The organism is Streptacidiphilus melanogenes (assembly GCF_000787835.1).
Taxonomy (GTDB): domain Bacteria; phylum Actinomycetota; class Actinomycetes; order Streptomycetales; family Streptomycetaceae; genus Streptacidiphilus; species Streptacidiphilus melanogenes.
Map to the genome: position 1 here is coordinate 98880 of NZ_BBPP01000008.1, position 23215 is coordinate 122094.

The 23215-nt window shown below is 74.7% G+C and carries 20 protein-coding genes and 1 pseudogene; 12 read left to right on the plus strand and 9 right to left on the minus strand.

Going from position 1 to position 23215, the window contains the following annotated elements:
* Nucleotides 1-9: 9 nt before the first annotated feature.
* Nucleotides 10-1026, plus strand: a complete 1017-nt coding sequence (locus TR49_RS11410; RefSeq protein ID WP_236653326.1) for an Acg family FMN-binding oxidoreductase — start codon at nucleotides 10-12, stop codon at nucleotides 1024-1026.
* A 370-nt stretch (nucleotides 1027-1396) separates the two neighbouring features.
* Entirely contained in the window at nucleotides 1397-2224 is an 828-nt protein-coding gene (locus TR49_RS11415; RefSeq protein WP_042380431.1) for a universal stress protein, read from the plus strand.
* 17 nt (nucleotides 2225-2241) lie between these two features.
* Here the strand turns inward: TR49_RS11415 and TR49_RS11420 are convergent, their stop codons facing one another.
* Entirely contained in the window at nucleotides 2242-4671 is a 2430-nt protein-coding gene (locus tag TR49_RS11420) for a glycoside hydrolase family 65 protein (RefSeq protein ID WP_042380434.1), read from the minus strand.
* A 216-nt stretch (nucleotides 4672-4887) separates the two neighbouring features.
* Between TR49_RS11420 and TR49_RS11425 the strand changes: the two genes are divergently transcribed.
* A complete protein-coding gene (locus TR49_RS11425) occupies nucleotides 4888-5904 on the plus strand; it encodes a zinc-binding alcohol dehydrogenase family protein (protein ID WP_042380793.1) in 1017 nt (338 codons plus the stop codon).
* A 47-nt stretch (nucleotides 5905-5951) separates the two neighbouring features.
* Here the strand turns inward: TR49_RS11425 and TR49_RS11430 are convergent, their stop codons facing one another.
* Nucleotides 5952-6677 carry an HAD family hydrolase gene (locus TR49_RS11430; protein WP_042380436.1) on the minus strand — a complete coding sequence of 242 codons (726 nt, stop codon included), beginning with the start codon at nucleotides 6675-6677 and terminating at the stop codon, nucleotides 5952-5954.
* A 152-nt stretch (nucleotides 6678-6829) separates the two neighbouring features.
* Here TR49_RS11430 and TR49_RS46380 point away from each other — a divergent pair, with 152 nt between their 5' ends.
* Nucleotides 6830-6958: a hypothetical protein gene (locus TR49_RS46380; RefSeq protein WP_268874072.1), complete on the plus strand. Its 129-nt coding sequence runs from the start codon at nucleotides 6830-6832 to the stop codon at nucleotides 6956-6958.
* A gap of 123 nt (nucleotides 6959-7081) precedes the next feature.
* The gene (locus TR49_RS11435) at nucleotides 7082-7375 is read left to right on the plus strand and encodes a hypothetical protein (protein ID WP_042380438.1); all 294 of its coding nucleotides are present in this window, start codon (nucleotides 7082-7084) and stop codon (nucleotides 7373-7375) included.
* Nucleotides 7376-7474: 99 nt separating this feature from the next.
* On the opposite strand, the gene TR49_RS41370 is transcribed toward TR49_RS11435, so the two are convergent.
* The 3 genes from TR49_RS41370 to TR49_RS11450 all read right to left on the minus strand — a co-directional run bounded on the left by TR49_RS41370 (nucleotide 7475) and on the right by TR49_RS11450 (nucleotide 11953).
* On the minus strand, nucleotides 7475-7852 hold the full coding sequence (locus TR49_RS41370; RefSeq protein WP_084724795.1) for a PASTA domain-containing protein: 378 nt from the start codon (nucleotides 7850-7852) through the stop codon (nucleotides 7475-7477).
* Between the two features lie 75 nt (nucleotides 7853-7927).
* The gene (locus TR49_RS11445; RefSeq protein ID WP_042380441.1) at nucleotides 7928-8788 is read right to left on the minus strand and encodes a universal stress protein; all 861 of its coding nucleotides are present in this window, start codon (nucleotides 8786-8788) and stop codon (nucleotides 7928-7930) included.
* 381 nt (nucleotides 8789-9169) lie between these two features.
* Complete coding sequence (locus TR49_RS11450) at nucleotides 9170-11953, minus strand: SpoIIE family protein phosphatase (RefSeq protein WP_084724797.1); 2784 nt, start codon at nucleotides 11951-11953, stop codon at nucleotides 9170-9172.
* A gap of 101 nt (nucleotides 11954-12054) precedes the next feature.
* On the opposite strand from TR49_RS11450, the gene TR49_RS11455 reads away from it, so the two are divergent.
* The 3 genes from TR49_RS11455 to TR49_RS11465 all read left to right on the plus strand — a co-directional run bounded on the left by TR49_RS11455 (nucleotide 12055) and on the right by TR49_RS11465 (nucleotide 16496).
* Entirely contained in the window at nucleotides 12055-14241 is a 2187-nt protein-coding gene (locus TR49_RS11455; protein WP_084724798.1) for an ATP-binding SpoIIE family protein phosphatase, read from the plus strand.
* Between the two features lie 82 nt (nucleotides 14242-14323).
* A complete protein-coding gene (locus TR49_RS11460) occupies nucleotides 14324-15343 on the plus strand; it encodes an alcohol dehydrogenase (protein ID WP_042380447.1) in 1020 nt (339 codons plus the stop codon).
* A 139-nt stretch (nucleotides 15344-15482) separates the two neighbouring features.
* Entirely contained in the window at nucleotides 15483-16496 is a 1014-nt protein-coding gene (locus tag TR49_RS11465) for a patatin-like phospholipase family protein (RefSeq protein ID WP_160311574.1), read from the plus strand.
* Nucleotides 16497-16519: 23 nt separating this feature from the next.
* Here TR49_RS11465 and htpX read toward each other — a convergent pair whose 3' ends face one another.
* Nucleotides 16520-17425: a zinc metalloprotease HtpX gene (gene htpX / locus TR49_RS11470; RefSeq protein ID WP_042380451.1), complete on the minus strand. Its 906-nt coding sequence runs from the start codon at nucleotides 17423-17425 to the stop codon at nucleotides 16520-16522.
* A gap of 193 nt (nucleotides 17426-17618) precedes the next feature.
* On the opposite strand from htpX, the gene TR49_RS11475 reads away from it, so the two are divergent.
* Nucleotides 17619-18749: a sigma 54 modulation/S30EA ribosomal C-terminal domain-containing protein gene (locus TR49_RS11475; RefSeq protein WP_052434205.1), complete on the plus strand. Its 1131-nt coding sequence runs from the start codon at nucleotides 17619-17621 to the stop codon at nucleotides 18747-18749.
* A 6-nt stretch (nucleotides 18750-18755) separates the two neighbouring features.
* Here the strand turns inward: TR49_RS11475 and TR49_RS11480 are convergent, their stop codons facing one another.
* Both TR49_RS11480 and TR49_RS11485 read right to left on the minus strand, forming a co-directional pair.
* A complete protein-coding gene (locus TR49_RS11480) occupies nucleotides 18756-19814 on the minus strand; it encodes a lysylphosphatidylglycerol synthase transmembrane domain-containing protein (protein WP_084724800.1) in 1059 nt (352 codons plus the stop codon).
* A gap of 199 nt (nucleotides 19815-20013) precedes the next feature.
* Nucleotides 20014-20370: pseudogene (locus tag TR49_RS11485) on the minus strand (peptidase S8); the annotation flags it as partial.
* A 119-nt stretch (nucleotides 20371-20489) separates the two neighbouring features.
* On the opposite strand from TR49_RS11485, the gene TR49_RS11490 reads away from it, so the two are divergent.
* A complete protein-coding gene (locus TR49_RS11490; RefSeq protein WP_042380454.1) occupies nucleotides 20490-20861 on the plus strand; it encodes a VOC family protein in 372 nt (123 codons plus the stop codon).
* 22 nt (nucleotides 20862-20883) lie between these two features.
* Here the strand turns inward: TR49_RS11490 and TR49_RS11495 are convergent, their stop codons facing one another.
* Nucleotides 20884-21144, minus strand: a complete 261-nt coding sequence (locus TR49_RS11495; protein ID WP_042380805.1) for a hypothetical protein — start codon at nucleotides 21142-21144, stop codon at nucleotides 20884-20886.
* 120 nt (nucleotides 21145-21264) lie between these two features.
* Between TR49_RS11495 and TR49_RS11500 the strand changes: the two genes are divergently transcribed.
* On the plus strand, nucleotides 21265-22137 hold the full coding sequence (locus TR49_RS11500; protein WP_042380456.1) for a universal stress protein: 873 nt from the start codon (nucleotides 21265-21267) through the stop codon (nucleotides 22135-22137).
* A gap of 100 nt (nucleotides 22138-22237) precedes the next feature.
* Nucleotides 22238-23197 carry a serine hydrolase gene (locus TR49_RS11505; RefSeq protein ID WP_084724801.1) on the plus strand — a complete coding sequence of 320 codons (960 nt, stop codon included), beginning with the start codon at nucleotides 22238-22240 and terminating at the stop codon, nucleotides 23195-23197.
* Nucleotides 23198-23215: the final 18 nt, after the last annotated feature.

Below are 23215 nucleotides of genomic sequence, written 5' to 3' on the forward strand. Positions count from 1 at the left end.
GCGGCCGCCATGACCGACGACTCCCGCACCGCCCACAGCACCTACGCGTCCGACGCCCTGACGCCGGACCGGTTCGCCTTTCTGGCGGCCGCCGGGGGCGCGGCGCCCTCCCTGCACAACAGCCAGCCGTGGCGCTTCCGCGCCACCGACGACCGGCGCGGCCTGCTGGTGGACCGGGACCCGGCCCGTGCGGTGCCCGTCACCGACCCCACCGGGCGCGCGCTGCACGTCTCGATCGGCGCCGCTCTGCTCAACGTGCGTGTCGCCGCTGCCTCGCTCGGTCTGGAGATCCGACTGCGGCTGCTGCCGGACCCCGAGCAGCCGGACCTGGTCGCGGCCCTCGCGTTCGACCGGCCTCCGCCCGGTGCGGGACGGCACCCCGACGCCGAGCTGTATCCCGCCATAGCCGAGCGCCACAGCAGCCGACAGCCCTTCACCAACCGCGACGTGCCGGAGCGGCTCGTCGGCGAGCTGATCGCGGCCGCCGACCACGAGGGCGCGGTGCTCGCCGTGCTGGAGGAGGCCGAGACCCGCCGGGTCCTCGCGCTCACCACCGACGCCGAGCGCCGCACCGCGGCCGATCTGACGCGCGAGGCGGAGACCCGTGGCTGGGTCCGCCTGGAGGCCCCCGCGACCGACGGCATCCCCGTCGAGGCGCTCGGCCCGCTCGACCGGGACGCGCGGGTGCCCGTGCGCAGCTTCACCGGGCACCCGCCCCACGGCGTCCCGGCGTCGGCGCGCTTCGAGCCGCTGCCGCAGCTCGCCACGTTCACCACCCCGCACGACGACCGCAGCGCCTGGGTCCGCACGGGCATGGCCCTGGAACGGGTCTGGCTGCTGGCCACCCTGAACGGCCTGCGCTGTTCGGTGCTGCACCAGGCCGTCGAGTGGCCCGACACCCGCTGGCAGCTCCGCGACCCGGAGACCGGCCCGGGCTACGTCCAGATCATTCTCCGTCTCGGCTACGGCCCTCCCGGCGCCCCGACCCCGCGCCGACCCGTCACGGAGATCCTCCGCCTGGACTGACGCGCGCCGCTGGGGGGCGTGGGACCACATCCGTCCCGACGTCTCCGGCGGGGGTGGGCCCAGGCCCGTCCTCAGGCCCGAGGGGAGGAGCCGGGCCCGAGGCCGGCTCGCTCCCGTGTCTCGGGCCCGGGGTCCCCGGGCCCAGCCCCAGGTGCCCGCTGGGACGCGGCCCCACCGCCCCGACTTCGGCCGGGAGGCCCGCCAGGGCGCGCCCGGGGCACTGGACGCGACCCTGGCCGACGCGCGGAGCCGCAGGGGCGCATCTGGCGCGAGCTCTGAAAGAGCCGCTCTGCGCTGGTGGGTTCGCCGGGCAGGGGGACACTGGAACTGCCGGTCTTCGACACGGGCAGGTGCACCCCAGGAGGAAGCCATGTCTGGTCCCATCGTGCTCGGCGTGGACGAACAGGCCGACGACGGGCCCGCCGTCGGCTGGGCGGAGGCGGAGGCCGCCCTGCGCGGGGCGCAGCTGACGCTGCTGACCGCGACCGGAGGGGCCGTCGCGGACTACGCCCGCCAGGCCGTCGACGAGCTCGCCGACGTGGTGCGCAAGAGGAGCCCGGGCCTGCTGGCCGTCTCCGTCGAGGTCGCGGACGGTGAGGCGCGCGACGCGCTGACCGCGGCGGCGGAGACGGCGGAGCTGCTCGTCGTGGGGGCCCGCGGCTCGGGCGGGTTCCCGGGGCTGCTGGTCGGCTCGACCAGCCTGCACACGGCGGGCACGGCCAGCTGTCCCGTGGTGGTCGTCCCCGACCGAGGCAACGCGGGCGTGGACCGGCCCGGGGGCGTGGTCGTCGGCGTCGACGCCAGGGACCCGGACGAGGCGGTGCTGCGCTTCGCCTTCCAGGCGGCCGAGCGCCGGCAGCTGTCGCTGCGCGCGGTGCACGCCTGGCGCTACCCGCTGATCACGCAGGGGCGCGGGATGCCGCCCGTCTACGAGCGCGGCCACGTCGAAGCGGAACAGGAGCGGACGCTCGCCGAGGTGCTGGCCGGCTGGCGGGAGGAGTTCCCCTCGGTGACGGTGACCATGGACAGCGTCAAGTCCGCGGCGGCCAAGCCGCTGGTCACCCTCTCGGCCGAGGCCGACCTCGTCGTCGTCGGGCGTGAGGGCCGCCGCGCCGGACCGCTCAGGCGGCTCGGGTCGGTCAGCCTGGCCGTCGTCCAGCACGCGAGCTGCCCGGTGGCCGTGGTCCCGGCGAGCTGACGGCCGGAAGCGGAACTTCACCCACCGGGGAGATCGACCCGCACGACCTCGCCCGCCCGCAGGGTCGCCTCCGTGCCTCGGATGACGACGTGGATCGGCGGCGCGGTCCCGGGCGGGACGGTGATGGAGGCGTGGCGGTGCGCCAACCTGACCAGCACGTCGCCGTGGCCGTGGTAGTGCAGCGTCAGATCCAGCTGCCCGAGCTGCGGCGGCAGCACCGGATCGAGCACCAGCGCGTCCCGCCGCAGTGACAGGCCGGAGTAGCAGCGCTCCAGCAGGTCGACCACGCCCGCCATCGCGCCCAGGTGCACGCCCTCGGCGGTGGTGCCGCCCTGGATGTCGTGGACGTCCGCGGCGACGGCCTCCCGGAAGAACCGCCACGAGGCGCGTCGGTCGCGCCGGGCCAGCACCCAGGCGTGCACGACGGCGCTCAGGGTCGACCCGTGGGAGGTGCGGGCCAGGTAGTAGTCGACCGTGCGCTCCATCAGGTCGAGATCGACCCGGTAGCCGAGCCCGGTCAGCAGCCGCCGCACCTCGGCCGGGGTGAACAGGTACCAGAGCATCAGCACGTCGGCCTGCTTGGAGGCCCGGTAGCGGTTGACCGAGTCGCCCTCGGCCTCCAGGATCCGGTCCAGCCGGCGGATGTCGCCGTGGCGGGCGCGCAGCGCGGCCCAGTCCAGTTCCTCCAGCCGCTCGTAGCCGTCGAACTGGCTGATCACCCCGTCGTGGAACGGGACGTGGAGCCGGTGCGCGATCCGGTCCCAGCCGGCCAGCTCCGCCCCGTCCACACCGAGTCGTTCGAGCAGCTCGGCGCGCCGGTACGCCGGGAGCTCGGCCAGCAGTTCGCGGGCGGTGTGCAGGGTCCAGGAGGCCATGACGTTGGTGTAGGCGTTGTCGTCCAGGCCGGGGCGCGAGCTCCACGGGTAGCCGTCGTGGTACTCGTCCGGTCCCACGACACCGCGGATCCGGTAGCGGCCGAGTGCCTCGTCGTACTCGGCCGCGTCCGCCCAGAACCGGGCGACCTCCAGGACCACCTCGGCCCCGGCATGGGAGAGGAACTGCTGGTCGCCGGTGACCCGGTGGTACAGCCACACGTTGTACGCGACCGCCGAGCCGACGTGGTGCTGGAGCCGGCTGCGGTCCGGCAGCCATCGGCCGGACCGGGGGTTGAGGTGCAGCTCCTGGGTCTCCTCGCCGCCGTCGCTGCCGCTCTGCCAGGGGAACATGGCTCCGCGTCGGCCCGCAGCGGCCGCGTTCCGCCGGGCCCGGTCCAGGCGGCGGTACCGGTAGCGCAGCACCGCGCGGCTCAGCTCCGGCAGGTGCCGGTGGAAGTAGGGGAGGATGAAGAGTTCGTCCCAGAACACGTGACCCCGGTACGCCTCGCCGTGCAGGCCCCGGGCGGGGAGGCCGACGTCGAGGTCGACCGAGTTCGCCGAGAAGGTCTGCAGCAGGTGCAGGATGTAGAGGTGGACCGTTCCGGCGCCCTCGAAGTCCGCGCCGACGCGGCAGCGCCGCCACAACTCCTGCCAGTGCAGCCGGTGCTGCCGCTCCAGCACGGCGGTGTCCTCGACGTCGGCGACCAGCTCGGACGCGCTCGCGGCGGGCTCGGCGGCGCGTCCGTCACGGGAGGTGAACAGCGCGACGGTCTTCTCCAGGGTCAGCGTGCGACCCTGACGCACCGCCACGGTGAACACCCGGTCGACGCGGCCCGCCACGTCGAGCAGGTCGACGGCGTCGGGGTGCAGCGCGCTGTCGCCCGACCGCAGGCGGGTGCGGGCGGCCAGCCCGATCTGCAGGCCGGAGTCCTCCGTGGCCACCTGGAGCCGGATGACCTCGCCCTTGGCCCCCTGCCCGGCGGGGAAGAGGTGGCGGGAGGTCAGGCCCCGGTAGCGGGCCACGCCGTCGTTGACCACCCGGCCCTCGAGGCCGGAGCGGATCTCCACCGTTCCGGACCAGTCGACCGGGGTCAGCTGGGTGACCAGCACCCCGAGGTGCGGTCGCCCCATGTGGGCGAAGACGCGCTGGATGACGTCCGTGGTCCGCCCCGCGCCGTCCCGGCAGCGGCGGCGACGGGTGAGCACCGCGTGGCGCAGGTCGAACTCGAGGCGCTGGTCGAGCACCGCGAAGCCCGGCTCGCCGAACCAGGGGCCCTCGTCCTCACCGCCGTCACGGCCGCGCTCCCCGGCGGCGCGGAAGGTCAGCGGCAGCCAGTTCGGTCCGTTGACCAGGTCCTCGTTGACGACCGTCCGCCCGTGCACGGTCGAACTCGCGCGGTGGTAGCAGCCCGCGAGGTACGTACCCGGATAGTGGATGCCGTCCGCCGACGCCTCGGGCGCGGCGGCCCGGGTCACGAAGTAGCCGTTGCCGACCGCGCACAGCGCCTCGCGCAGGCCCACCTCGGCCGGGTCGAGACCCTCGTACCGGAGGGTCCAGGCGTCGCCGTTCACGGTGGCTCCAGGTGCTGGCCGGGGATGCCCTCATCGTCCCCGTTCGTGAGACGGGTCGCACTTCGGCGTCGCCACGCCGCCGTGTTCCGGCGCGCTTGCGGCGTGCTACCGGGGGAGGGACCGTCGAAGGGAAGCGGACGGCGAGCGGGAGCAGGTGGGCCGGTGGTCGTGACGGAACAGGAGACGGACGCCTGGGCCGTCGAGCGGCCGGGCCCGATGGCCACGCGCCCGCTCCGCCCGGTGCGCAGGGCGGTGCCCGAGCCCGGCCCGGGCGAGCTCCTGATCGAGGTCGAGGTGTGCGGGGTCTGCCGCACCGACCTGCATCTGGCGGAGGGCGACCTCGCGCCGCGCGCTCCCGGCCGCACCCCCGGGCACGAGGCCGTCGGACGCGTGGTCGCCGGGGGCCCCGAGCGGTCCGGCCCGGCCGGCCCGTCGGGCCAGTCGCACCCGTCCCCGGCCGTGCCGGGGATCGGCGACCGGGTCGGCGTGGCCTGGCTCGCGGGGACCTGCGGTGTGTGCCGCTACTGCCGGGCCGGCTGCGAGAACCTGTGCCCCGAGTCCCGCTACACCGGTTGGGACCGCGACGGCGGCTTCGCCCGGTACCTGACGGCGGACGCCCGTTACGTCTATGAGCTGCCGCAGGACGGGCGCGACGCGTCCGAGTTGGCGCCGCTGCTGTGCGCGGGCATCATCGGCTACCGCGCCCTCGAGCGCGCCGAGCTGCCGCCGGGCGGGCGGCTCGGCCTCTACGGCTTCGGCGCCTCCGCCCACCTGACCGCCCAGCTGGCGCTGGCCCGCGGTGCGACCGTCCACGTGCTCACCCGCGCCGGGGAGGCGCGGCGGCTGGCCCTGGAGCTCGGCGCGGCCTCGGCCGGGGACGCCTACGACGCGCCGCCCGAGCCGCTGGACGCCGCGATCCTCTTCGCTCCCGTCGGCGACCTCGTCCCGGTCGCCCTTGCCGCCCTCGACCGCGGCGGCACGCTGGCGGTGGCCGGCATCCACCTCTCCGACATCCCGGTTCTGAACTACGCCGACCACCTGTTCCAGGAACGGACGTTGCGCAGCGTCACCGCCAACACCCGCGAGGACGGGCGGTCCTACCTCGCGGAGGTGGCCGGCCTGCCACTGCGGGTGCACACCGTCCGCTACGCCTTCACCGACGCCGACCGCGCGCTCGCCGACCTGGCCGCCGACCGGGTGACGGGCGTGGCCGTGCTGGACCTCAGGGCGTGAGGCCGGACCTCGGAGCGTGACGGGACCTCAAGGCGTGACGAGAGGGATCACAAGCCCAGGAGCGGCGCCAGCTCGGTGAGGTCCGCCACGACGACGTCGGCGCCGTGCGCCCGCAGCTCCGCCGCGCCCGCGCCCCGGTCCACCCCGACGACCGGTGAGAAGCCGCCGTCGCGTCCGGCCTGGACGCCCACCAGCGCGTCCTCGACCACCATGGTCCGTGCGGGTGTGGCGCCCAGCCGCCGCGCAGCCTCCAGGAAGAGCGCGGGATCCGGCTTGCCCGGCAGGCGCAGCCGCGCGGCCTCCACCCCGTCCACCCGGACGTCGAAGAGATCCGTCAGCCCGGCGGCGGCCACCACCCGCTCGCAGTGCCGGCTCGCCGAGACCACCGCCGTGGCCACGCCCAGCCCGCGCAGCGCGACCAGCAGGTCCACCACACCCGGACGCGGCGGCGCGCCCTCGTGCCGCAGCAACGCGAGGTAGATCCGGTCCTTCCGGGTGGCGAGGCGGACGATCGCCTCCTCGTCCAAGCTCTCCAGTCCCCGCGACGCGAGGAAACCCCGCACCCCGTCCTCGCGGGAGCGACCGTCGACGTGACGCGGGTAGTCGGTCGCGATGTCGAACGGCGCCCGCGCCTCCTCCGCGGTGCTCCCCGGCAGTCCGCGCAGCAGGTCGTCGAAGGCCGCCTTCCACGCCATGGCGTGCAGCGCCGCGGTGTCGGTGAGCACGCCGTCCGTGTCGAAGGCGGCCCCGGCGAGGCTCTCGATCCCGATCACAGGGCCAGTACAACACCACGCGCCGTCACCCGCGGCCCGAGGCCGTGGCACCCGGCACGCTCCGTGATGCACCCGCTCGGGCGCCACGGCGGGCGGGCCGCGTCCGGTCCTGCTCAGCTGGGCTGCACCACAACCGAGCCGAGGAGTGCACCGTGCCGCAGAACGGCATGATCCCGCGAGACCGCGGCGACGACCCCATGATCTACGAGGGTCCCGAGGAGTCGGACAGTTCGGACGACGACTACTGCGACGACCTGAACATCGTCCTGGCCGACGAGTAGCCGCGCCCCTGCGCCCGGCGCGCACAACCGAGCGCACAGGTGCACGGCGTGTGCGGCTCCTTGCCGGACCGGGGCCGCCGCGCAAGCCTGAGCGCAACGTTCCTCCGCACCAAGGAGCCGCACATGGCCGTCTGCATCTCCGTCACGTTCCCGGGCGCGACGCTGGACACGTACATGGCCGTACTCGACGCGCTGGGCATGTCGGTCGGCGACCCGGGCGAGCGTCCCAAGGGGGCCGTGAGCCACGTGGCCGGCGCCGACGAGCACGGCCTGCACGTGATCGACGTGTGGGAGTCCCGCGCGGACTTCGACGCCTTCATGCAGGCGTCGCTCGCCCCGGCCCTGGCGAAGGCCGGGGTGACCGGCCAGCCGCAGGTGGACCACTTCGAGGTGGCGAACATGATGGCGCCCGAGTAGCCGCCATCCCGTTCCCACGGGCGCACGGCCCCGGCCCCGCGATGGTGGCCGGGGCCGTACGCGCTGCCATGGCTCCCCCTGCGGGGCGGTGACCGTCGGTCAGCAGTGCTTCCCGGCGGCGGTGTTCACGACCGTCACGGTGACGCTGTTGCTGCTCGTCGTCGTCCCCGCCGCGGGCTGCTGGGAGCACACCGTCCAGTCGCGGGGGCTCGTGATGACTGGGCTGGCGCCGTCCGCGGTCCGAGGGGTCGTGTACCCCCACGACGACCGTGCCGCCGTCTCCGCCCGGTCCAGCGTCATGCCGGACAGATCGGGGATCAGGAACCGTCCCGCGAAGCTGAACGACGGCGGCGACGCCGAGGGCGCCGGAGCGGAGCGGACCCCGGTCGCGGGGACTGCGCTCCCGTGGCTGCCCCCGCAACCGCAGAGCGCGAGCAGGCCGGCGGCGACGGCGGAGAGTGCGGGGATTCGGGTCATCCGGGCAGCCTCCAGCACCCGTGAAGGCGGCGCGGGCGATGTTACCGGGCCGTGACAAAAGCAGGCGAGGGCGCGTCAGTTGGGCACGACCGCCACAGGCAGGTCGGCCAGGTGCAGGACGCGGTGCGGAACCTGGCCCAGGGGGAGGCCGTAACGGGAGTGGCGGCGGTGACGGCCCACCACCACGAGCGAGGCGCCCCCGGAGGCGTTGATCAGTGCCGCCTCGGGGCTGGCGAACTCGACCTGGACGCGGACCTCCACGGTGGGATGCTGCTGGTGGGCCGCGTCCACGAGGGAGCGCAGCTCCCGGTCCTCCTCCGACTCGATACCGGTCACCGCGTCGGGACTGCTGGCCACGTACGGGTTGGAGAGCGTCCAGGCGCGCACCGCGAGCACCGGCGCGCCACGGGTCTCCGCCTCGGCGAAGGCGAACGCGAGCGGCGCCGCGACCTCGCGGGCGACGCCGACGACCACCGGCCCGCGCTCGGGCGCCGGCACGGCCGACTCCGGCACCACGACGACCGGCACCGGGGAGTGCGCCACGAGCTGCTGGCTCACCGAGCCCAGCAGCGCCCGCAGGAGGTTGTTCATGCCGCGCCGTCCGACGACCACGAGGCCCGCGTCCTCGGCCAGCCCCATCAGGCCCTCGACGGGCTCGTCGCCCATGAGCCGGGTGTCGACGTCCAGACCGGGATGCCGCTTGCGCATGTCGGCGGCGGCGTCCTCCAGGAACTGCGTCGCGGCCCGGTGGACGGGCTCGGCGATGTTCGGCTGGTACTCCTCGGGGCCCTCGTGTTCCAGCCCGCTCCACGCGGTGGCGACCAGCAGCGGCACCCCGCGCAGCGCCGCCTCGGCGGCGGCCCAGTCGAGTGCTGCTCTGGCCCCGTCGGACTGGTCGAGTCCGACGACGACGGACTTCGACGGCGCAGTGCTCATCCTTGGCTCCTGTCCCGCGTGGGCTCCGGTTCCGGCTCGGCGTCTCCAGCTTCGACCCCGGGATCGCCGCCCGCATCCGCTCGTCCACGTGCACGCGCACCCGGCGGATGGGGCCGTCCGGCGGCGCGTGAGGGCCGGGAGGCCCAAGTGGCGGGGCGGGACGGCGGGAAGGATCGGGTACGCAGGGTTCCCCCGGCCCTGCCAGGGCGTCGGGATCGGCCGGCGTCCGGGATCGGCGTCCGGGCGGTGACGGGCCATACGGTCTTGCCGCACCGGACGCCGGTTCCTGTGGGCACGCTCCGTGCGGCGGCCGGGGCGTGAGGGTGCCCCTTCCGTGCTGAGCGGCCCGTGAGGGGCACCTGTCCGCGCGTCGGCGGCCGCTCACGGCAGCGGCTGCTCGGCCCAGATCACCTTGCCGTCGGCGGTGTAGCGGGTTCCCCACCGCTCCGAGAGCTGCGCGACCAGGAACAGCCCGCGCCCGCCCTCGTCGGTGCTGGCCGCGTAGCGCAGGTGCGGGGACGTGCTGCTGGCGTCGGAGACCTCGCAGATCAGCGCGCGGTCGCGGATCAGGCGGACCCGGATCGGGCCGGCCGCGTAGCGGATCGCGTTCGTGGTGAGCTCGCTGATGATCAGTTCGGTGGTGAAGGCCAGCGCGTCCAGGCCCCACTCGGCCAGCCGTTCGTCGACCTTCGCGCGGATCCCGGCGACGGCGGCCGGGTCGGCGGGGACCTCCCAGGCCGCGACCTGGTCGGCCCGCATCGCCCTGGTCCTGGCCACCAGCAGCGCGACGTCGTCGGTGGGATGCGCGGGGAGCAGAGCGTCGAGCACGGCCTGGCAGGTCTCCTCAGGGCCGCGGGCGGGTGCGTCGGGGGGCTGGGTCAGCGCGGAGCGCAGCCGCTCGAGTCCGACGTCGATGTCCCGGGAGCGGTCCTCGACCAGGCCGTCGGTGTAGAGCACCAGCCGACTGCCCTCGGGCAGTTCCAGCTCGACCGTCTCGAAGGGCACGCCGACCAGGCCGAGCGGCGGCCCGGCCGGCAGGTCGGGGAACTCGACCGAGCCGTCGGGGCGCACCAGCGCGGGCGGCAGATGCCCGGCCCGGGCCATGCTGCAGCGCCGCGAGACCGGGTCGTAGATCGCGTACAGGCAGGTCGCGCCGGTGATGGCGGTCTCGCCGTCGACGGCGGCGCTGTCCTGGTCGATCTGGTTGACCAGGACGTCGAGATGGCCGAGCAGCTCGTCCGGCGGCAGGTCCAGGGTGGAGAAGTTGTGCACGGCCGTGCGCAGCCGGCCCATGGTGGCCGCGGCGTGCAGGCCGTGCCCGACGACGTCGCCGACGACCAGCGCGACCCGCGCGCCGGGCAGCGGGATGACGTCGAACCAGTCGCCGCCGACGCCCGCGTGCGCGGGCAGGTAGCGGTAGGCCACGTCCAGGGCGCTCTGCTCGGACAGGCGGCCGGGCAGCAGGTTGTGCTGCAGGGTGACGGCCATGCGGTGCTCGCGGGTGTAGCGGCGGGCGTTGTCGATGGACACCGCGGCGCGCGCCCCGAGCTCCTCGGCGACCGACAGGTCGTCCGCGTCGAACGGCTCGGGCTTCTCCGCACGGTAGAAGTGCGCCACGCCCAGCAGCGTGCCGCGGGCCAGCAGCGGCACGGTGATCAACGAGTGGATGCCCTGGTCGATGAGCCGTTCGGTCCGGTCGGGGTCGGTCCGTCGCCAGTCGTTCGCCGGATCGGTCAGATCGGCCTCCAGGACCGAGCGCCCGTCCAGGGCCTGGGCGTGCGGAGTGCCGGACATCAGCGGGATCGGCGTGCCGACCGGGAAGAACGGCATGTCCGGCCGGGCGCAGTGGAGCGCGGCGCGACGCAGGCTCACCACCTGGCCCCGGTCCGGCTCGTCGCCGTGCAGCAGCGCCTCCGCCAGGTCGACGGTGGCGAAGTCGGCGAACCGGGGGACGACCGCCTCGGTCAGCTCCTCGGCGGTGCGGGTCACGTCCAGCGTCGTGCCGATCGCGCCGCTGGCCTCGTAGAGCAGCTTGAGCCGCTTGCGGGCCTGGTCGGCCTTGCCGGACAGGGCGCGCAGTTCGGTGGAGTCGCGCAGGGTGGCGACCACTCCGGGCGGGCCGCCGTTGCGGTCGGTGGGCCGGATGTTGACCACGATCAGCCGGTCGCCCGCGCTCACGACCTCGTCGGTGACGGGCCGCCCGGAGGCCAGCAGGTCGGTCAGCCGGTGGTCAAGGCCGAGGGCGGTGACGAGCGGGCTGTCGTGCTCGCCGACGGGCAGGTCGAGCAGACGGCAGGCCTCGTCGTTGGCGAGCAGCACCCGGCCGTCGTCGCCGACGATGAGCACGCCCTCGCGGACCGCGTGCAGCACCGCGTCGTGGTGCTCGTACATCCGGGTCATCTCGGCCGGGCCGAGTCCGTGGGTCTGCCGCCGCAGGCGTCGCACGACCAGCCAGGTCCCGGCGGTGGAGAGGGCCAGGGCCAGGGCGCCCGCCCCGAGCACGACCGGCACCCGGTGCTGGGAGGCGCTGCTGATCTTCTTGAGCGTGATGCCCGCCGAGACCGCGCCGATCACCTTGTGGTGGGGGTCGAAGACCGGAACGATCGCCTGCACCAGCGGGCCGATGGTGCCGTTGACGGTCTCGGTGACCGTGTGCCCGGCCAGCGCCGGGCCGATGTCGCCGACGAACTTCTTGCCGATCCGGTTGGGGATCGGGTGGGTGTAGCGGATCCCGTGGTCGTCGGTGACCACGACGAAGTCCACCCCGGTCGCCAGACGGGTGGCCTCGGCACGCGGCTGCAGCAGCGCGGTCGGATGCGCCGACTCCATCGCGGCGACGATCCCGGGCGAGTTGGCGAAGGTCTGGGCCACCGCGAGCGAGCGGTTGCGGGCCTCCACCGTGGTGTCCTGCTGGGCCTGGACGAAGATGTCGATGCCGGCGGCCAGCACCAGCAGCACGATGATCACCACCTGCAGGATGAACACCTGCCCGGCGACGCTGCGCATGCCGAGGATCGCCCGGCGGCGTCGCTCGGGTGGGAGCCGCGGGTCCGGGCGCCCGTCGCCCTCCTGATCCCGTTCCGGGCGCGAACCCCGGTCCGCCGGGTTCCCACCGATGGAACCGGGCCCTGCGACGGCCCGGGATCGACCCCAGAACCGGGCCATACGCCTATGAAACACTGCCCGACTGCCGGAGGCCAACGGGCGGCGGCCGCTCCGGGAGAGCGAGCCTTCCCGCCCGCGTGCAGGATGGAGGCAGGGGCCCCATGACCCCGGGCCGACGCTGCGGCTCGCCGTCGGCCGCCGGCTGGCGATTGGACACGGGAACGATGGACGAGCACGGCGGTCCGGGGACGCCCGACCTCCACGACGCCGCCATCACCGAGGTGCTCGACAGCGTCTTCCAGGGGACGCCCAACGGCCTCGCGGTCTACGACACCGAGCTGCGGCTCGTCCGGGTCAACGCGGCGCTGGAGCGCATCCTCGACGCGCCCGCGGCGCAGGTGCTCGGACGCCGGGCCGAGGAGCTGTTCGCCAACGTCGAGGGCGAGCGGATGGCGGCCAGGCTCAAGGCCGTGCTGCACACCGGCACGCCCGTGCTCACCACCGAGCACCGCGGCCGCACCGCGGCCGACCCCGAACACGACCACGTCTGGGCGATCACCTCGTTCCGGCTCGTCGCCGCCGACGGTCGCGTCCTCGGCGTGGCGTCCGCGGTCGTCGACGTCACCGAGCGCGACCACGCGCGCGAGCGGCTGCTGGCGCTGAAGGAGGCCGCCGACCGGATCGGCTCCACCCTGGACGTCAACCGCACTGCGGAGGAGCTCACCGAGGTCGCCGTGCCGAGGCTGGCCGACTTCGTCGCCGTCGACCTGCTGGAGGGCGTCGCCCGCGGAGCGCCCGAGCCGCGCGGGCCGGTCCCCGGCACGGCGGTGCTGCGCCGGGCCGCGCACCGCTCGGTGACCGACGACGCGCCGGAGGCGACCGTCCCGGTGGGCACCGTGACCAGGTACCACCCGTCGACGCCCTATGCCCGCTGCCTGGCCTCGGGGGTGCCGCTGCTGGTCCCGGTGCTCGACCGGGCGGCCGACTGGCTGGCACAGGACCCGCTCCGTGCCGCCAAGATCCTGGCTGCCGGCACGCACTCGCTGATCACAGTGCCGATCAGGGCCCGCACGGTGACCCTCGGCCTGGCGCACTTCTACCGCTGGCGGCTGCCCGGCCCGTTCGACCAGGAGGACCTGGCCCTGGCCCAGGACCTGGTCGCCCGCGCCGCCGTCAGCATCGACAACGCCCGCCGCTACACCGAGGAGCACCGGGCCGCGCTGACCCTCCAGCGGAGCCTGCTGCTGCGCGGCAACGTGCCCGACCCGAGCCCGCTGGAGATCGCGCACCGCTACCTCCCCGCCGAGGCCCACGCCGGGGTCGGCGGCGACTGGTTCGACGTCATCCCGCTCTCCGGCGCCCGGGTCGCCCTCGTCGTCGGCGACGTCACCGGCCGTGGCATCCACGCCGTGGCCCGCGCCGGTCGGCTGCGCACGGCCATCCGCACGCTCGCCACCATGGACCTGCCGCCCGACGAGCTCCTGTGGCGCCTCGACGCGCTGGTGCACCGCCAGATCGACACGCCGACGGCCATCCGGACCCCCGACGAGCCCGAGACGCCGGGGATCAGCGGCACCTGCCTCTTCCTCCTCTACGACCGGGTGACCGGCCGGGCCAGCGTCGCGAGCGCCGGGCACCCGCCGCCCGTCGTCGTGCCGCCGGGCGGGGGCGCCCACCCCGTCGACCTCGTGCCCGGGCCGCCGCTGGGGCTCGCGATGCTCCCCTTCGAGGCCACGGACATCGACCTCGCCGACGGGAGCGTGCTGGCCCTGTGGACCGACGGACTCGTCAAGGAGCGGGAGCCGGAGCCGGGCCTGGACGTGCCGCGGCTCCTCGCCGGGCTCGCCTCGCGGGCCGAGACCCTCGACGAGCTGTGCCAGACCGCCGTCGACGCGACCCTGAAGACCCGCGATCCCGGCGACGACGCCGTGCTGGTCCTGGTGCGCACCCGGATCCTGCCGCCCGACCGCGTCGCCACCTGGGACCTGTCCGCCGATCCGGCCGAGGTCCGCCGCGCCCGCGCGGAGACCTCACGGCAGCTGTCGTCCTGGGGGCTCGACGAGGCGGTGCCGGCCACCGAACTGATCGTCAGCGAGTTGGTGACCAACGCGATCCGCCACGGCCGCGAGCCGTTCCTGCTGCGCCTGATCCGTGACGGCTCGCTCATCTGCGAGGTCTCCGACAGCTCCAGCACCTCGCCCCACCTGCGCCACGCGGGTGACACCGACGAGGGCGGCCGGGGCCTCTTCCTGGTCGGCCAGCTCGCCGACAACTGGGGCACCCGCTACGTGCCGCGCGGCAAGACCATCTGGGCGGAGCAGTCCATCCCGGACGGCACGGCCGAGTGAACCGACCGGCCGAGGGCCGGGGTGCGCGGCCGGACGGCCTGGCGTCTACTGGCCCGGGGGACGACCCGACGGAAGGAAGCCCATGGGCACGTACCGAGTCGCACAGGTGGCGGCGGCGGGTGAGCCGTTCGCCGTCGTGGAGCGGGAGACGGCGTCGCCCGGCCCGCGGCAGGTGCGCATCGCGGTGGAGGCCTGCGGCGTGTGCCACAGCGACGTGTACATGGTCAACAACGTCCTGCCCGGCATCCGCTTCCCCGTCGTCCCCGGCCACGAGATCGCCGGCCGGATCGCCGAGGTGGGCGAGGGGACACCCGACCTGTGGCGGGTGGGCGACCGGGTGGCCGTCGGCTGGTTCGGCGGCAGCTGCGGGGTGTGCCACCCCTGCCGGCAGGGCGACTTCATCGTCTGCCGCGACCTCAAGGTACCCGGCTGGGCGTACGACGGCGGCTACGCCGAGTCGGTCGTCGCGCCCTTCGACGCCCTCGCCCGCATCCCCGACGGCCTCACGGCCGAGGAGGCCGCACCGCTGGGCTGCGCGGGCGTGACCACCTTCAACGGGCTGCGGACCAGCGGCGCGAGGCCGGGCGACCGGGTCGCGATCCTCGGCATCGGCGGGCTCGGCCACCTCGCCGTCCGCTACGCGGTGGCGATGGGGTTCGAGACGATCGCGATCGCGCGCGGCCAGGACAAGGCGGGGTTCGCCCAGGAGCTGGGCGCACACCACTACGTCGACAGCAGCGACCCGTCCGCCGTCGCGCCGGCCCTGCGGGCGCTCGGCGGGGCCGACGTCGTGCTCGCCACCGCCACCAACTCCGAGGCCATCAGCGCGACCGTGGACGGGCTGGCGCCGCGCGGCGAACTGGTGGTGGTCGGCATCGACGCGGTGCCCCTGGCGATCACCCCCGGGCAGCTGATCATGCCCGCGAAGATCGTCCGCGGCCACCCCTCCGGCACCGCCCAGGACGTCGAGGACACCATGGCCTTCAGCGCGTTGCACGGCATCCGCTCCCTCAACGAGACGATGCCGCTCGCGCAGGCCGACGAGGCCTACCAGCGGATGCTCGCCGGCAAGGCCCGGTTCCGCATGGTGCTCACCACCTGAACCGCACCTGCCAGGCTGCGAGCGCTCCTGGCTCGCGCGGGCGCGCCGGATCATGGACCCTGGAGTAATCCGGTCCTCCGGCGGCTGCCCACCCTGCGGCTTGCGGAGACCGGGAGCACCAGGGAAGGCGGCGAGAACCATGGCTGGCCTTACGGCGGATCGGGGGGAACAAGGAGCTTCCGACGCGCCCCCCGGACCTTCAGGGCCGCGCCGCGGCCTGGTGCTGGGCGGCGGCGGAAGCCTGGGCGCGGCCTGGGCGGTCGGGGCGCTGTGCGCGCTCGAGGACGCCTGCGGATGGGATCCACGCACCGCTGACGTCATCCTCGGCACCTCCGCCGGCGCGATCGTCGGCTCCCTGCTCGCCGTCGGGGCGAGCCCGCGGGAGCTGCTCGACCACCAGCGGGGCCTCGACGAGGTCGCCGGGCCGGTGGGCGGGGTGCGGCTGGACTACGACACCTGGGTCGGCGGAGCGCTGCCGCGCATCCCACGGCCCGGCTTCGGTTCGCTGAAACTGCTGCTCGACCTGGTCGAGCACCCGCACCGGATGCCGCTGAACACCGTGCTCGCCGCCGCCGCGCCTCCCGGCCGGGGCAGCCTGAGCGGCGTCCGGGACCTCTTCCACCAGCTGCGCATGGACGACCACTGGCCGGACAACCCGGCACTGCGCGTCGTCGCGGTGGACCTCGACACCGGCACCCGCGTCCTCTTCGGGGCGGAGCAGGCCCCGCCCGCCGACCTCGGCTCCGCCGTGACGGCCTCCTGCGCGCTGCCGGCCTGGTTCGAGCCGGTGCGCATCGACGGCCGCCGCTACGTCGACGGCTGCGCCTGGTCGGACACCAACCTCGACCTGGTCGCGGGGGAGGCACTGGACGAGGTGTTCGTGCTGGCCCCGACCTGCGCCCACGAGACCGACCACCCCCACAGCATCCCCGCCCGCGTCGAGCGCCGGCTGCGCCGCGGCTCCACGGCCCGCCTGCTGCGCGAGGCCCAGGAGGTCCGGGCGACCGGGACGCTGGTGCACGTGCTCGTCCCCGGCCCCGAGGACCTGGCGGCCATGGGCGCCAACCTGATGGCGCCGCAGCACCGGCTGACCGTCCTGGAGACCTCCCTGCGGACCACCAAGGCGGCCCTCAGCGCCCCCGCGCGTACCTGAAGCCGGGCACCGCGCGCTGGGTTTCACTCCGACGGCTCGCCCAGCTCCTTGGAGAGCTCGGCGAGGGCGTCCAGGCGGCGCTGGAGGCTGGGGTGCGTGGAGAGGATCGAGGCCACGCCGGAGTCGCCGGACAGGGCCGGAGCGAACAGGAAGGCGTTGAACGCCTGGGCGGTGCGCAGGTCCTGGCTGGGGATCCGGGCGATCTCGCCGCTCACCTTCACCAGTGCGGAGGCCAGCGCCGAGGGCCGCCCGGTGAGCTGCGCCGCCGAGCGGTCCGCGGCCAGCTCCCGGTAGCGGGACAGAGCCCGGATCAGCAGCAGGCTCAGCAGGTAGACGGACGCGGAGACGGCCATGACCAGGGCCAGCAGCAGCGCCGTGTTCTGGTCGCGGCGGCGCCCGCCCAGCAGCTCGGAGTAGAAGGCCATCCGGACCATCAGCCCGGCCAGCACCCCGAGGAACGAGGCCACGGTGATCACCGTGACGTCCCGGTGGGCGACGTGCGAGAGCTCGTGGGCCAGGACCCCGTCGAGCTCGTCGCCCTCGAGCCGCCGCAGCAGGCCGCGGGTGACGCACAGGACGGCGTGGTCCGCGCTGCGGCCGGTGGCGAAGGCGTTCGGCAGGTCGGTCTCGGACACGGCCACCCGGGGCTTCGGCATGTCGGCCAGCGCGCACAGCCGGTCGACCGTGCCGTGGAGCCGCGGCTCCTGCTCGGGGGAGACCTCGTGGGCGCGCATCGCGAACATCGCCATCTTGTCGGAGAACCAGAACTGGAGCACCAGAACCCCGGCCGCGATGACCACGATGAGCACGACGGACTTCAGCAGCAGCACCAGCGCGGCGACGAACGCCGCGTACACCAGCGCCAGCAGCACCAGCACGAAGGCCATCCGTGCCGTGAGCTGCCGGTCGGGAGCGAACCGTGATCGCATCGTCTTCTCCTTCGCTGCGAGTCCGGCCTCCGCATCGTCGTGGGCGGTGAACGCGTCGAGCTGGTCGTACTCCTGCCTGGTTCCTGCCCGGTCCGCCCATGGATACGCCGCCCGCCCGGGGCCGTCCGAGTGCCGCGGGACGGCGGACGGCTCACAGTGGTAACAGGGACCCGACCTCACGGGGGTACACGTCATGGACCGACAAGACCGTCCGCAAGCGCTGCCCGAGCTGCAGGTGACCGTGCTCGGGGAGCTGTCCCCCGTGACCAGTGACCTGGCGCGCTCGACCGTCGAGGAGGTGCTGGCGGAGTCGCGGCAGCCGGTGCGCTCCGCGCAGGTCCGGCTGGCCCGGATGCGGCACAAGGAGGGACGCGCCGCCGTGGCGCAGGCGCTCGTCGACGTCGACGGGCGACTGGTGCGGGCCCAGGTCGCCGCGCACACGATGACGGACGCGATCGCGCTGCTGCGCACCCGGCTGACCGCGCAGCTGACGCGCCTGGAATGGGCCCGCCGCTGGGATCCCGGATACGACGCCGACGGCTCCGGGCCGCTGGACTGGCGGGACGGCACCGAGGCCGTGCGCCGCCCGGTGCGGCAGGTCCTGCCCAAGGGCGAACGGACGGTGGTGCGCCGCAAGGATTACACGCTGACGGTGGAGACCGTGGACCAGGCGGCGCTCGCCATGGAGATGATGGACTACGACTTCTCGCTCTTCACCGAGTCCGGCAGCGGCCAGGACAGCGTGGTCTACCGGTTCGGTCCCGGACCGTTCCGGCTCGCGCAGGTCGAACCGCAGGCCGACCGGATCGCGCCGACCGCGCTGCCGGTGAGCGTGCTGAAGACCCCCGCGCCGGTGCTGACCGAGGACGAGGCGAGGGCCCGCCTGGACGCCACCGACTACCCCTTCCTCTTCTTCAAGGACGCGGCGACCGGGCGCGGCAGCGTCCTGTACGGCCGCTACGACGGCCACTACGGCCTGATCAGCCCCGTTCCCTCCGGTGTTCCGGCCACCCCCGCGACCGCCGGGACAGCCGGAGGGGCGGCCGGCACGACGGCGGCTCCGGCCGCCGCCCCCGCTGCCGGAACCGTCACGCGCGCCGCCGCGTCGCCGCCGCGCCCGGCCAGGCCGGTCGGGCACGACCTGGAGGCGCTGCGCGAGCGTGTGGAGGTCCTGGAAGGCCAGGTCACCGCCCTCGCCGAGGTCCTCGACCAGCTGACCGGCGGCCTGGAGTCGGTGCCCGGGGCGCCTGTGGACCCGGAGGAGGTCCGGCGCACGGCGCGGCTGGCCAGGGACATGCTGCTCGCCGCCGGATTCGGCCGCTGAGCGGGGTCACGCCGCCGACGTCCTGGGCCGGTGCAGGGTGACACCCAGCCAGCAGGCCCAGCCGATCGGTTGCAGCACCCAGAAACTGAGACCCCGGTAGAGCAGCGTCGCCGCGATGGCCTGGTCGGCCGGCAGGCCGTACACGACGAGCAGGGCGGTGAGGGACGCCTCGGTGATCCCGAGACTCCCCGGCGTCACCCGCAGGGCGCCGAGGAGCTGGGTGAGCGTGTAGGCCAGCAGGAAGCCGCGCCACGGGACCGGCAGCCCGAGGGCCCACAGCGAGGTCAGCAGGCAGGCCGCGTCGCAGCCCCAGTTCAGCGTCGAGAGCAGCAGCGGCCGTCCCCAGCCGCGCGGGTCGGGGCCGAGGCCGCGCAGTTCGCGTCCGATGCCCTCGACGGAGGCCTGGAACCGTGCGACGCCCGGCCGGCCCGCGCCCAGACGCTGCCAGGCACGGGCGCCCGCACGGCGCAGACGGGGCCACAGCGCGAGCGCGCCGAGCAGCAGGCCCAACCCCGCGGCCGAGGCGACGCCCAGCAGCACCCCCTCGCGCAGTTCGGGCGCCGGGCCCGACGGATCGGCGACCAGCGCGCCGACGGTGAGCAGCAGCACCAGGACCACGATGCTCACCGCCCCCGCCGCCGCGAGCGCGGCCGCTGCGGTCGCGAAGGCGACGGCCCGGCGCTGGAGTTGGCGCACCGTCCAGCCAAGCGACAGCACGCCGCCGCCGGGCAGCGCCCCGGCCATCGCGTTCGCGCCCGCGGTGATCGCGGTGACCACACCCAGGCGTACGGGCGAGCCGGCCGCACGCAGCAGCCAGCGTTGCAGGGCGGCCAGCGCGACGATCGACGCCGCCTCCAGGGCCCCGGCCACCGCGAGCCGGTCCAGGTCGACCCGGTGCAGCAGCCGCAACGCGGCGTCGAGCTCGCGCCGGTGCGTGAGCGCGAACAGTCCGCCCGCGACCGCCACGACCACCGCGCTGAGCCACCAGGCGTAGCGCCGCCAGGCGCGACGCGGCTGATCGGGGTCGGGGGCGCCCGGCCCGGCCGTCTCCGGAAGCCCGGACACCGTCCCTCGCCGCTCGTCCGGGGCCGCTCAGTTCGTTTCGACGTGCATGGTCTCGTCGTGCTCGGTTGCGTCGTGCATGGCGGTCGGCTTCCTCAAGCGCCTGCGCGCGCGGAACCTCCGCGACCCGCACGGCGTCCCGCGTTTCGATCGTAGCCCGCCCGGCCGCTCCGGGCCGGACGGGCGGTGACGCGGACGGGGTTCAGAAGGCGCCGGTGCCGTTGGGGGTGCCGAGGCCGGTGCGGCCGTCGTAGCCGGTGCCGGCCGTGCACAGGTAGCTGCCGCCGCAGGAGCCGTTGCTGCCGGAGGTCACGTCGTTGAGGGCAGAGGTGTGCGCGTAGGGGTAGGAGCCCGCGGTGACCGAGGAGGTGTTCCCGGCCAGCGCGTAGACGCTCGCGATGATCGGCGAGGAGGCGCTGGTTCCACCGACCTGCACCCAGCCGTCCGCGCCCTGAGCGAGGCCGAGCGCGAGCAGGAAGTCACAGCACGCGCCGCCGCAGCTGCTGCAGGTGTCGTACACGGCGACGCTGGTGTTCGGGTCGGCGGCCGCCGAGACATCGGGGTGTCACGAGAAATCTGACGATCAGTCAATGTCCGTGAACGCAACCGTTCGCAAACGTCCGCCACGGCGCGGCGCGGCGCGGTCGGCGGGAGGAGGAGACGAGAGAGGATGGGCGCATGCTCGATCACGTGTCGATCCAGTGCGCCGACACCGCGGCCAGTGCGGCCTTCTACGACGCCGTGCTGCTGACCATCGGCGGCACGCGGGTCATGGACTTCGGACAGGTCATCGGTTACGGAGTGGGCGGCCAGCCGTCCTTCTGGATCGGTCCGCGCGCCACCGGCGAGGGCTTCCGCGAGAGCCATCTCGCCTTCACTGCGCCCGATCGCGCCGCCGTGGACGCCTTCCACCGCGCCGCCGTCGCGGCCGGGGCCGAGGTGCTGCACGCCCCCCGGCTGTGGCCCGAGTACCACGACGCCTACTACGGCGCCTTCGTCCGCGACCCGGACGGCAACAACATCGAGGCCGTCTGCCATCGTCCGGAATAAGGCCGGGTTCGGGGACGTGCGGTCACCGGCCCCGCGTCGCCTCCTCGGCCTCGGCCTGGCCGGCCTGCCGTACCAGCAGCGCGGCGAGCGCCCGCGCCTCGTCCGGCGTCAGGCCCGCCCACGCGCGGGACTCGCCGCCCGGCTCCGGACCGACGTCCAGGGTCACCCGCAGGTGGGCGCCGCGACCCGCGCCCCTGCCGATGCGGAACTCGCCGATGCGGATCCGCCGCCCGCACGCGGTGGTGAACCCCTCGCGGCGAAGGTCGTCTGCGTTCGTCTCCATGGTGCCCACCTCTTCGAGAACCCTCGTCGTACCTCATCGACAACGGCCTGCGGGGGCAGCGCATTCCGCCCACCGCGGGGGTGCCGTCCCCGTCGAGCTGTCCAAAAAGGAGCCGCACGGATGACCACACACGAAGGGCCGCGCGTCGTGGTGGGCGTGGACCCGTCCGAGCACGCCGCCACCGCGCTCGACTGGGCCGCGGACGAGGCGCAGCTGCGCGGGTGGCCGCTGCGGATCGTGCACGCCAGAGGGGCCGGCGCCGCCCGGCTCGCTGAGGTCTCCAGCCAGCACCAGTGGGACGAGGCGGACCGTGCGGCCCGGACACTGCTCGACGACACCGAACGGCGAGCCCGCGAGGACCGTCCCGCCCTGCCGGTCCGCACCGACCTGGTGGACGACGCGCCCCTGCCGGGGCTGATCGGCTTTGTGCGGCCGGAGGACCTGCTTGTGGTGGGCAGCCGCGGCCACGGACTGGTCGCCTCGTTGGTCGTCGGGTCCGTCAGCCAGGGCCTGGCCGCGCACGCGGCCTGCCCGGTCGTCGTCGTGCCTGACCGGGGCGCCTCGCTCCCCGGGGCGGCGGTCGTCCTCGGCGTCGGGCCGGACGAGGCTGCGGACACGGTGGCGTTCGCCTTCGCCGAGGCGGCCTGGCGCGGTGCGCCGCTCCTCGCCGTCCGGGCCTGGAGCCTGGTGAGCGCCTATCCGGGGCTCGCCACGGCCTCCGCTGAGGAGCGGCGCGGGCGCGACGAGGCGGAGTCCGAGCAGCTCGACGGACTGCTGTCCGCCGCACGGGAAGCGCATCCTGGGGTGGCGGTGCGGACCGAGATCTCCGAGGGCGCTCCCGACGCCCCGCTGGTCAGCGCCTCCGAGGACGCCTCGCTCCCGGTGCTCGGAGCGCAGCGCGAACACGCCCGTTTCGCCCCGCCCCTGGGACGGGTGGTCCAGCACGTCCTGCACCAGGCGCAGTGCCCGGTCGCCCTCGTGCCGCACACCTGAAGGAGACGCCCGAGCGGGCGGAGCGTGGTCGAACGACTGTGAGGCGAACACCAGGTGACTCCCAGCCCGGTCTTATGCCGGGTGCCTACCGTCGCCCTCCATGTCCCAGACCGGCGCACGGCGCGCATTCCTCATCCTGGCGGCGGCACTGGCCGCCCTCGTCGTCGGCGCTTTCGTGGTGCACGCCCCGCCGGCGCACGGCTCGGCCGTGGCCGCCGCGGCCCGGACCTCACCGAGTCGCGTCCCCTCGCCCGTGGCTTCCCCCGGAGGAACCTCCAGCTCGCCGGCTCCGTCCGCACGCAGACCCGCCTCGCCCTCGCCCTCACCCTCCACCCGGGCGGCGGGGACGGAACAGGAGCTGGACTCCGCGCTCGACGCAGCGGCCGGCCACGCCGCCGTGGCCGTCGCCGATCTGGACACCGGGGAGTCACTCAGCCGGGGGGAGACCGGCCATCTGTTCGACACCGCCAGCATCGTCAAGGCGGACATCCTGGCCGCGCTGCTGCTCCAGCACCAGGAGGCGGGCACCACGCTCACGGCCGACCAGCGCGCGCTTGCCACCAGCATGATCGAGCAGAGCGACAACGACGCGGCCACCAGCCTTCTGGCGCAGGTGGGCGGGCCGGAGGCGTTGGACGACGTCAACGTCCGGCTCGGCCTGCGGCACACCACCGTGGGCACCGGCGGCTACTGGGGGTTGACCACCACGACCGCCGCCGACCAGCTGACCCTGCTTCAGCAGATCTTCGGTACCGGGCCCTCCAAGCTGAGTACCGCCTCCAGAAACTACGTGCGTTCCCTGATGGGCGAGGTCGAGGCGGACCAGGACTGGGGCGTCAGCGCCGCCGCCGGTGCGGGCGGCGGCTACGCGGTGAAGAACGGCTGGCTGAGCAGGTCCGCCACCGGCCTGTGGGTGATCAACAGCATCGGCCGGGTCGAGCGGGACGGTCACACCTACCTGGTCTCCGTGCTCTCGGACGGCAACCCGACCATGGCCGACGGGATCTCCCTGGTCGAGCGGATCGCCGAGGCCGCCGTCGCACGGGTCAGCGGCCCCTGACGGCCGGATCCGTTACTG

Excerpts from the sequence above, each read along its gene's own strand:
- TR49_RS11410 (WP_236653326.1), top strand. The coding sequence starts at position 10 with ATGACCGACGACTCCCGCACCGCCCACAGCACCTACGCGTCCGACGCC.
- TR49_RS11415 (WP_042380431.1), top strand. The coding sequence starts at position 1,397 with ATGTCTGGTCCCATCGTGCTCGGCGTGGACGAACAGGCCGACGACGGG.
- TR49_RS11425 (WP_042380793.1), top strand. The coding sequence starts at position 4,888 with ATGGCCACGCGCCCGCTCCGCCCGGTGCGCAGGGCGGTGCCCGAGCCC.
- TR49_RS11435 (WP_042380438.1), top strand. The coding sequence starts at position 7,082 with ATGGCCGTCTGCATCTCCGTCACGTTCCCGGGCGCGACGCTGGACACG.
- TR49_RS41370 (WP_084724795.1), bottom strand. The coding sequence starts at position 7,852 with ATGACCCGAATCCCCGCACTCTCCGCCGTCGCCGCCGGCCTGCTCGCG.
- TR49_RS11445 (WP_042380441.1), bottom strand. The coding sequence starts at position 8,788 with ATGAGCACTGCGCCGTCGAAGTCCGTCGTCGTCGGACTCGACCAGTCC.
- TR49_RS11450 (WP_084724797.1), bottom strand. The coding sequence starts at position 11,953 with ATGGCCCGGTTCTGGGGTCGATCCCGGGCCGTCGCAGGGCCCGGTTCC.
- TR49_RS11455 (WP_084724798.1), top strand. The coding sequence starts at position 12,055 with ATGACCCCGGGCCGACGCTGCGGCTCGCCGTCGGCCGCCGGCTGGCGA.
- TR49_RS11460 (WP_042380447.1), top strand. The coding sequence starts at position 14,324 with ATGGGCACGTACCGAGTCGCACAGGTGGCGGCGGCGGGTGAGCCGTTC.
- TR49_RS11465 (WP_160311574.1), top strand. The coding sequence starts at position 15,483 with ATGGCTGGCCTTACGGCGGATCGGGGGGAACAAGGAGCTTCCGACGCG.
- htpX (WP_042380451.1), bottom strand. The coding sequence starts at position 17,425 with ATGCGATCACGGTTCGCTCCCGACCGGCAGCTCACGGCACGGATGGCC.
- TR49_RS11475 (WP_052434205.1), top strand. The coding sequence starts at position 17,619 with ATGGACCGACAAGACCGTCCGCAAGCGCTGCCCGAGCTGCAGGTGACC.
- TR49_RS11490 (WP_042380454.1), top strand. The coding sequence starts at position 20,490 with ATGCTCGATCACGTGTCGATCCAGTGCGCCGACACCGCGGCCAGTGCG.
- TR49_RS11495 (WP_042380805.1), bottom strand. The coding sequence starts at position 21,144 with ATGGAGACGAACGCAGACGACCTTCGCCGCGAGGGGTTCACCACCGCG.
- TR49_RS11500 (WP_042380456.1), top strand. The coding sequence starts at position 21,265 with ATGACCACACACGAAGGGCCGCGCGTCGTGGTGGGCGTGGACCCGTCC.
- TR49_RS11505 (WP_084724801.1), top strand. The coding sequence starts at position 22,238 with ATGTCCCAGACCGGCGCACGGCGCGCATTCCTCATCCTGGCGGCGGCA.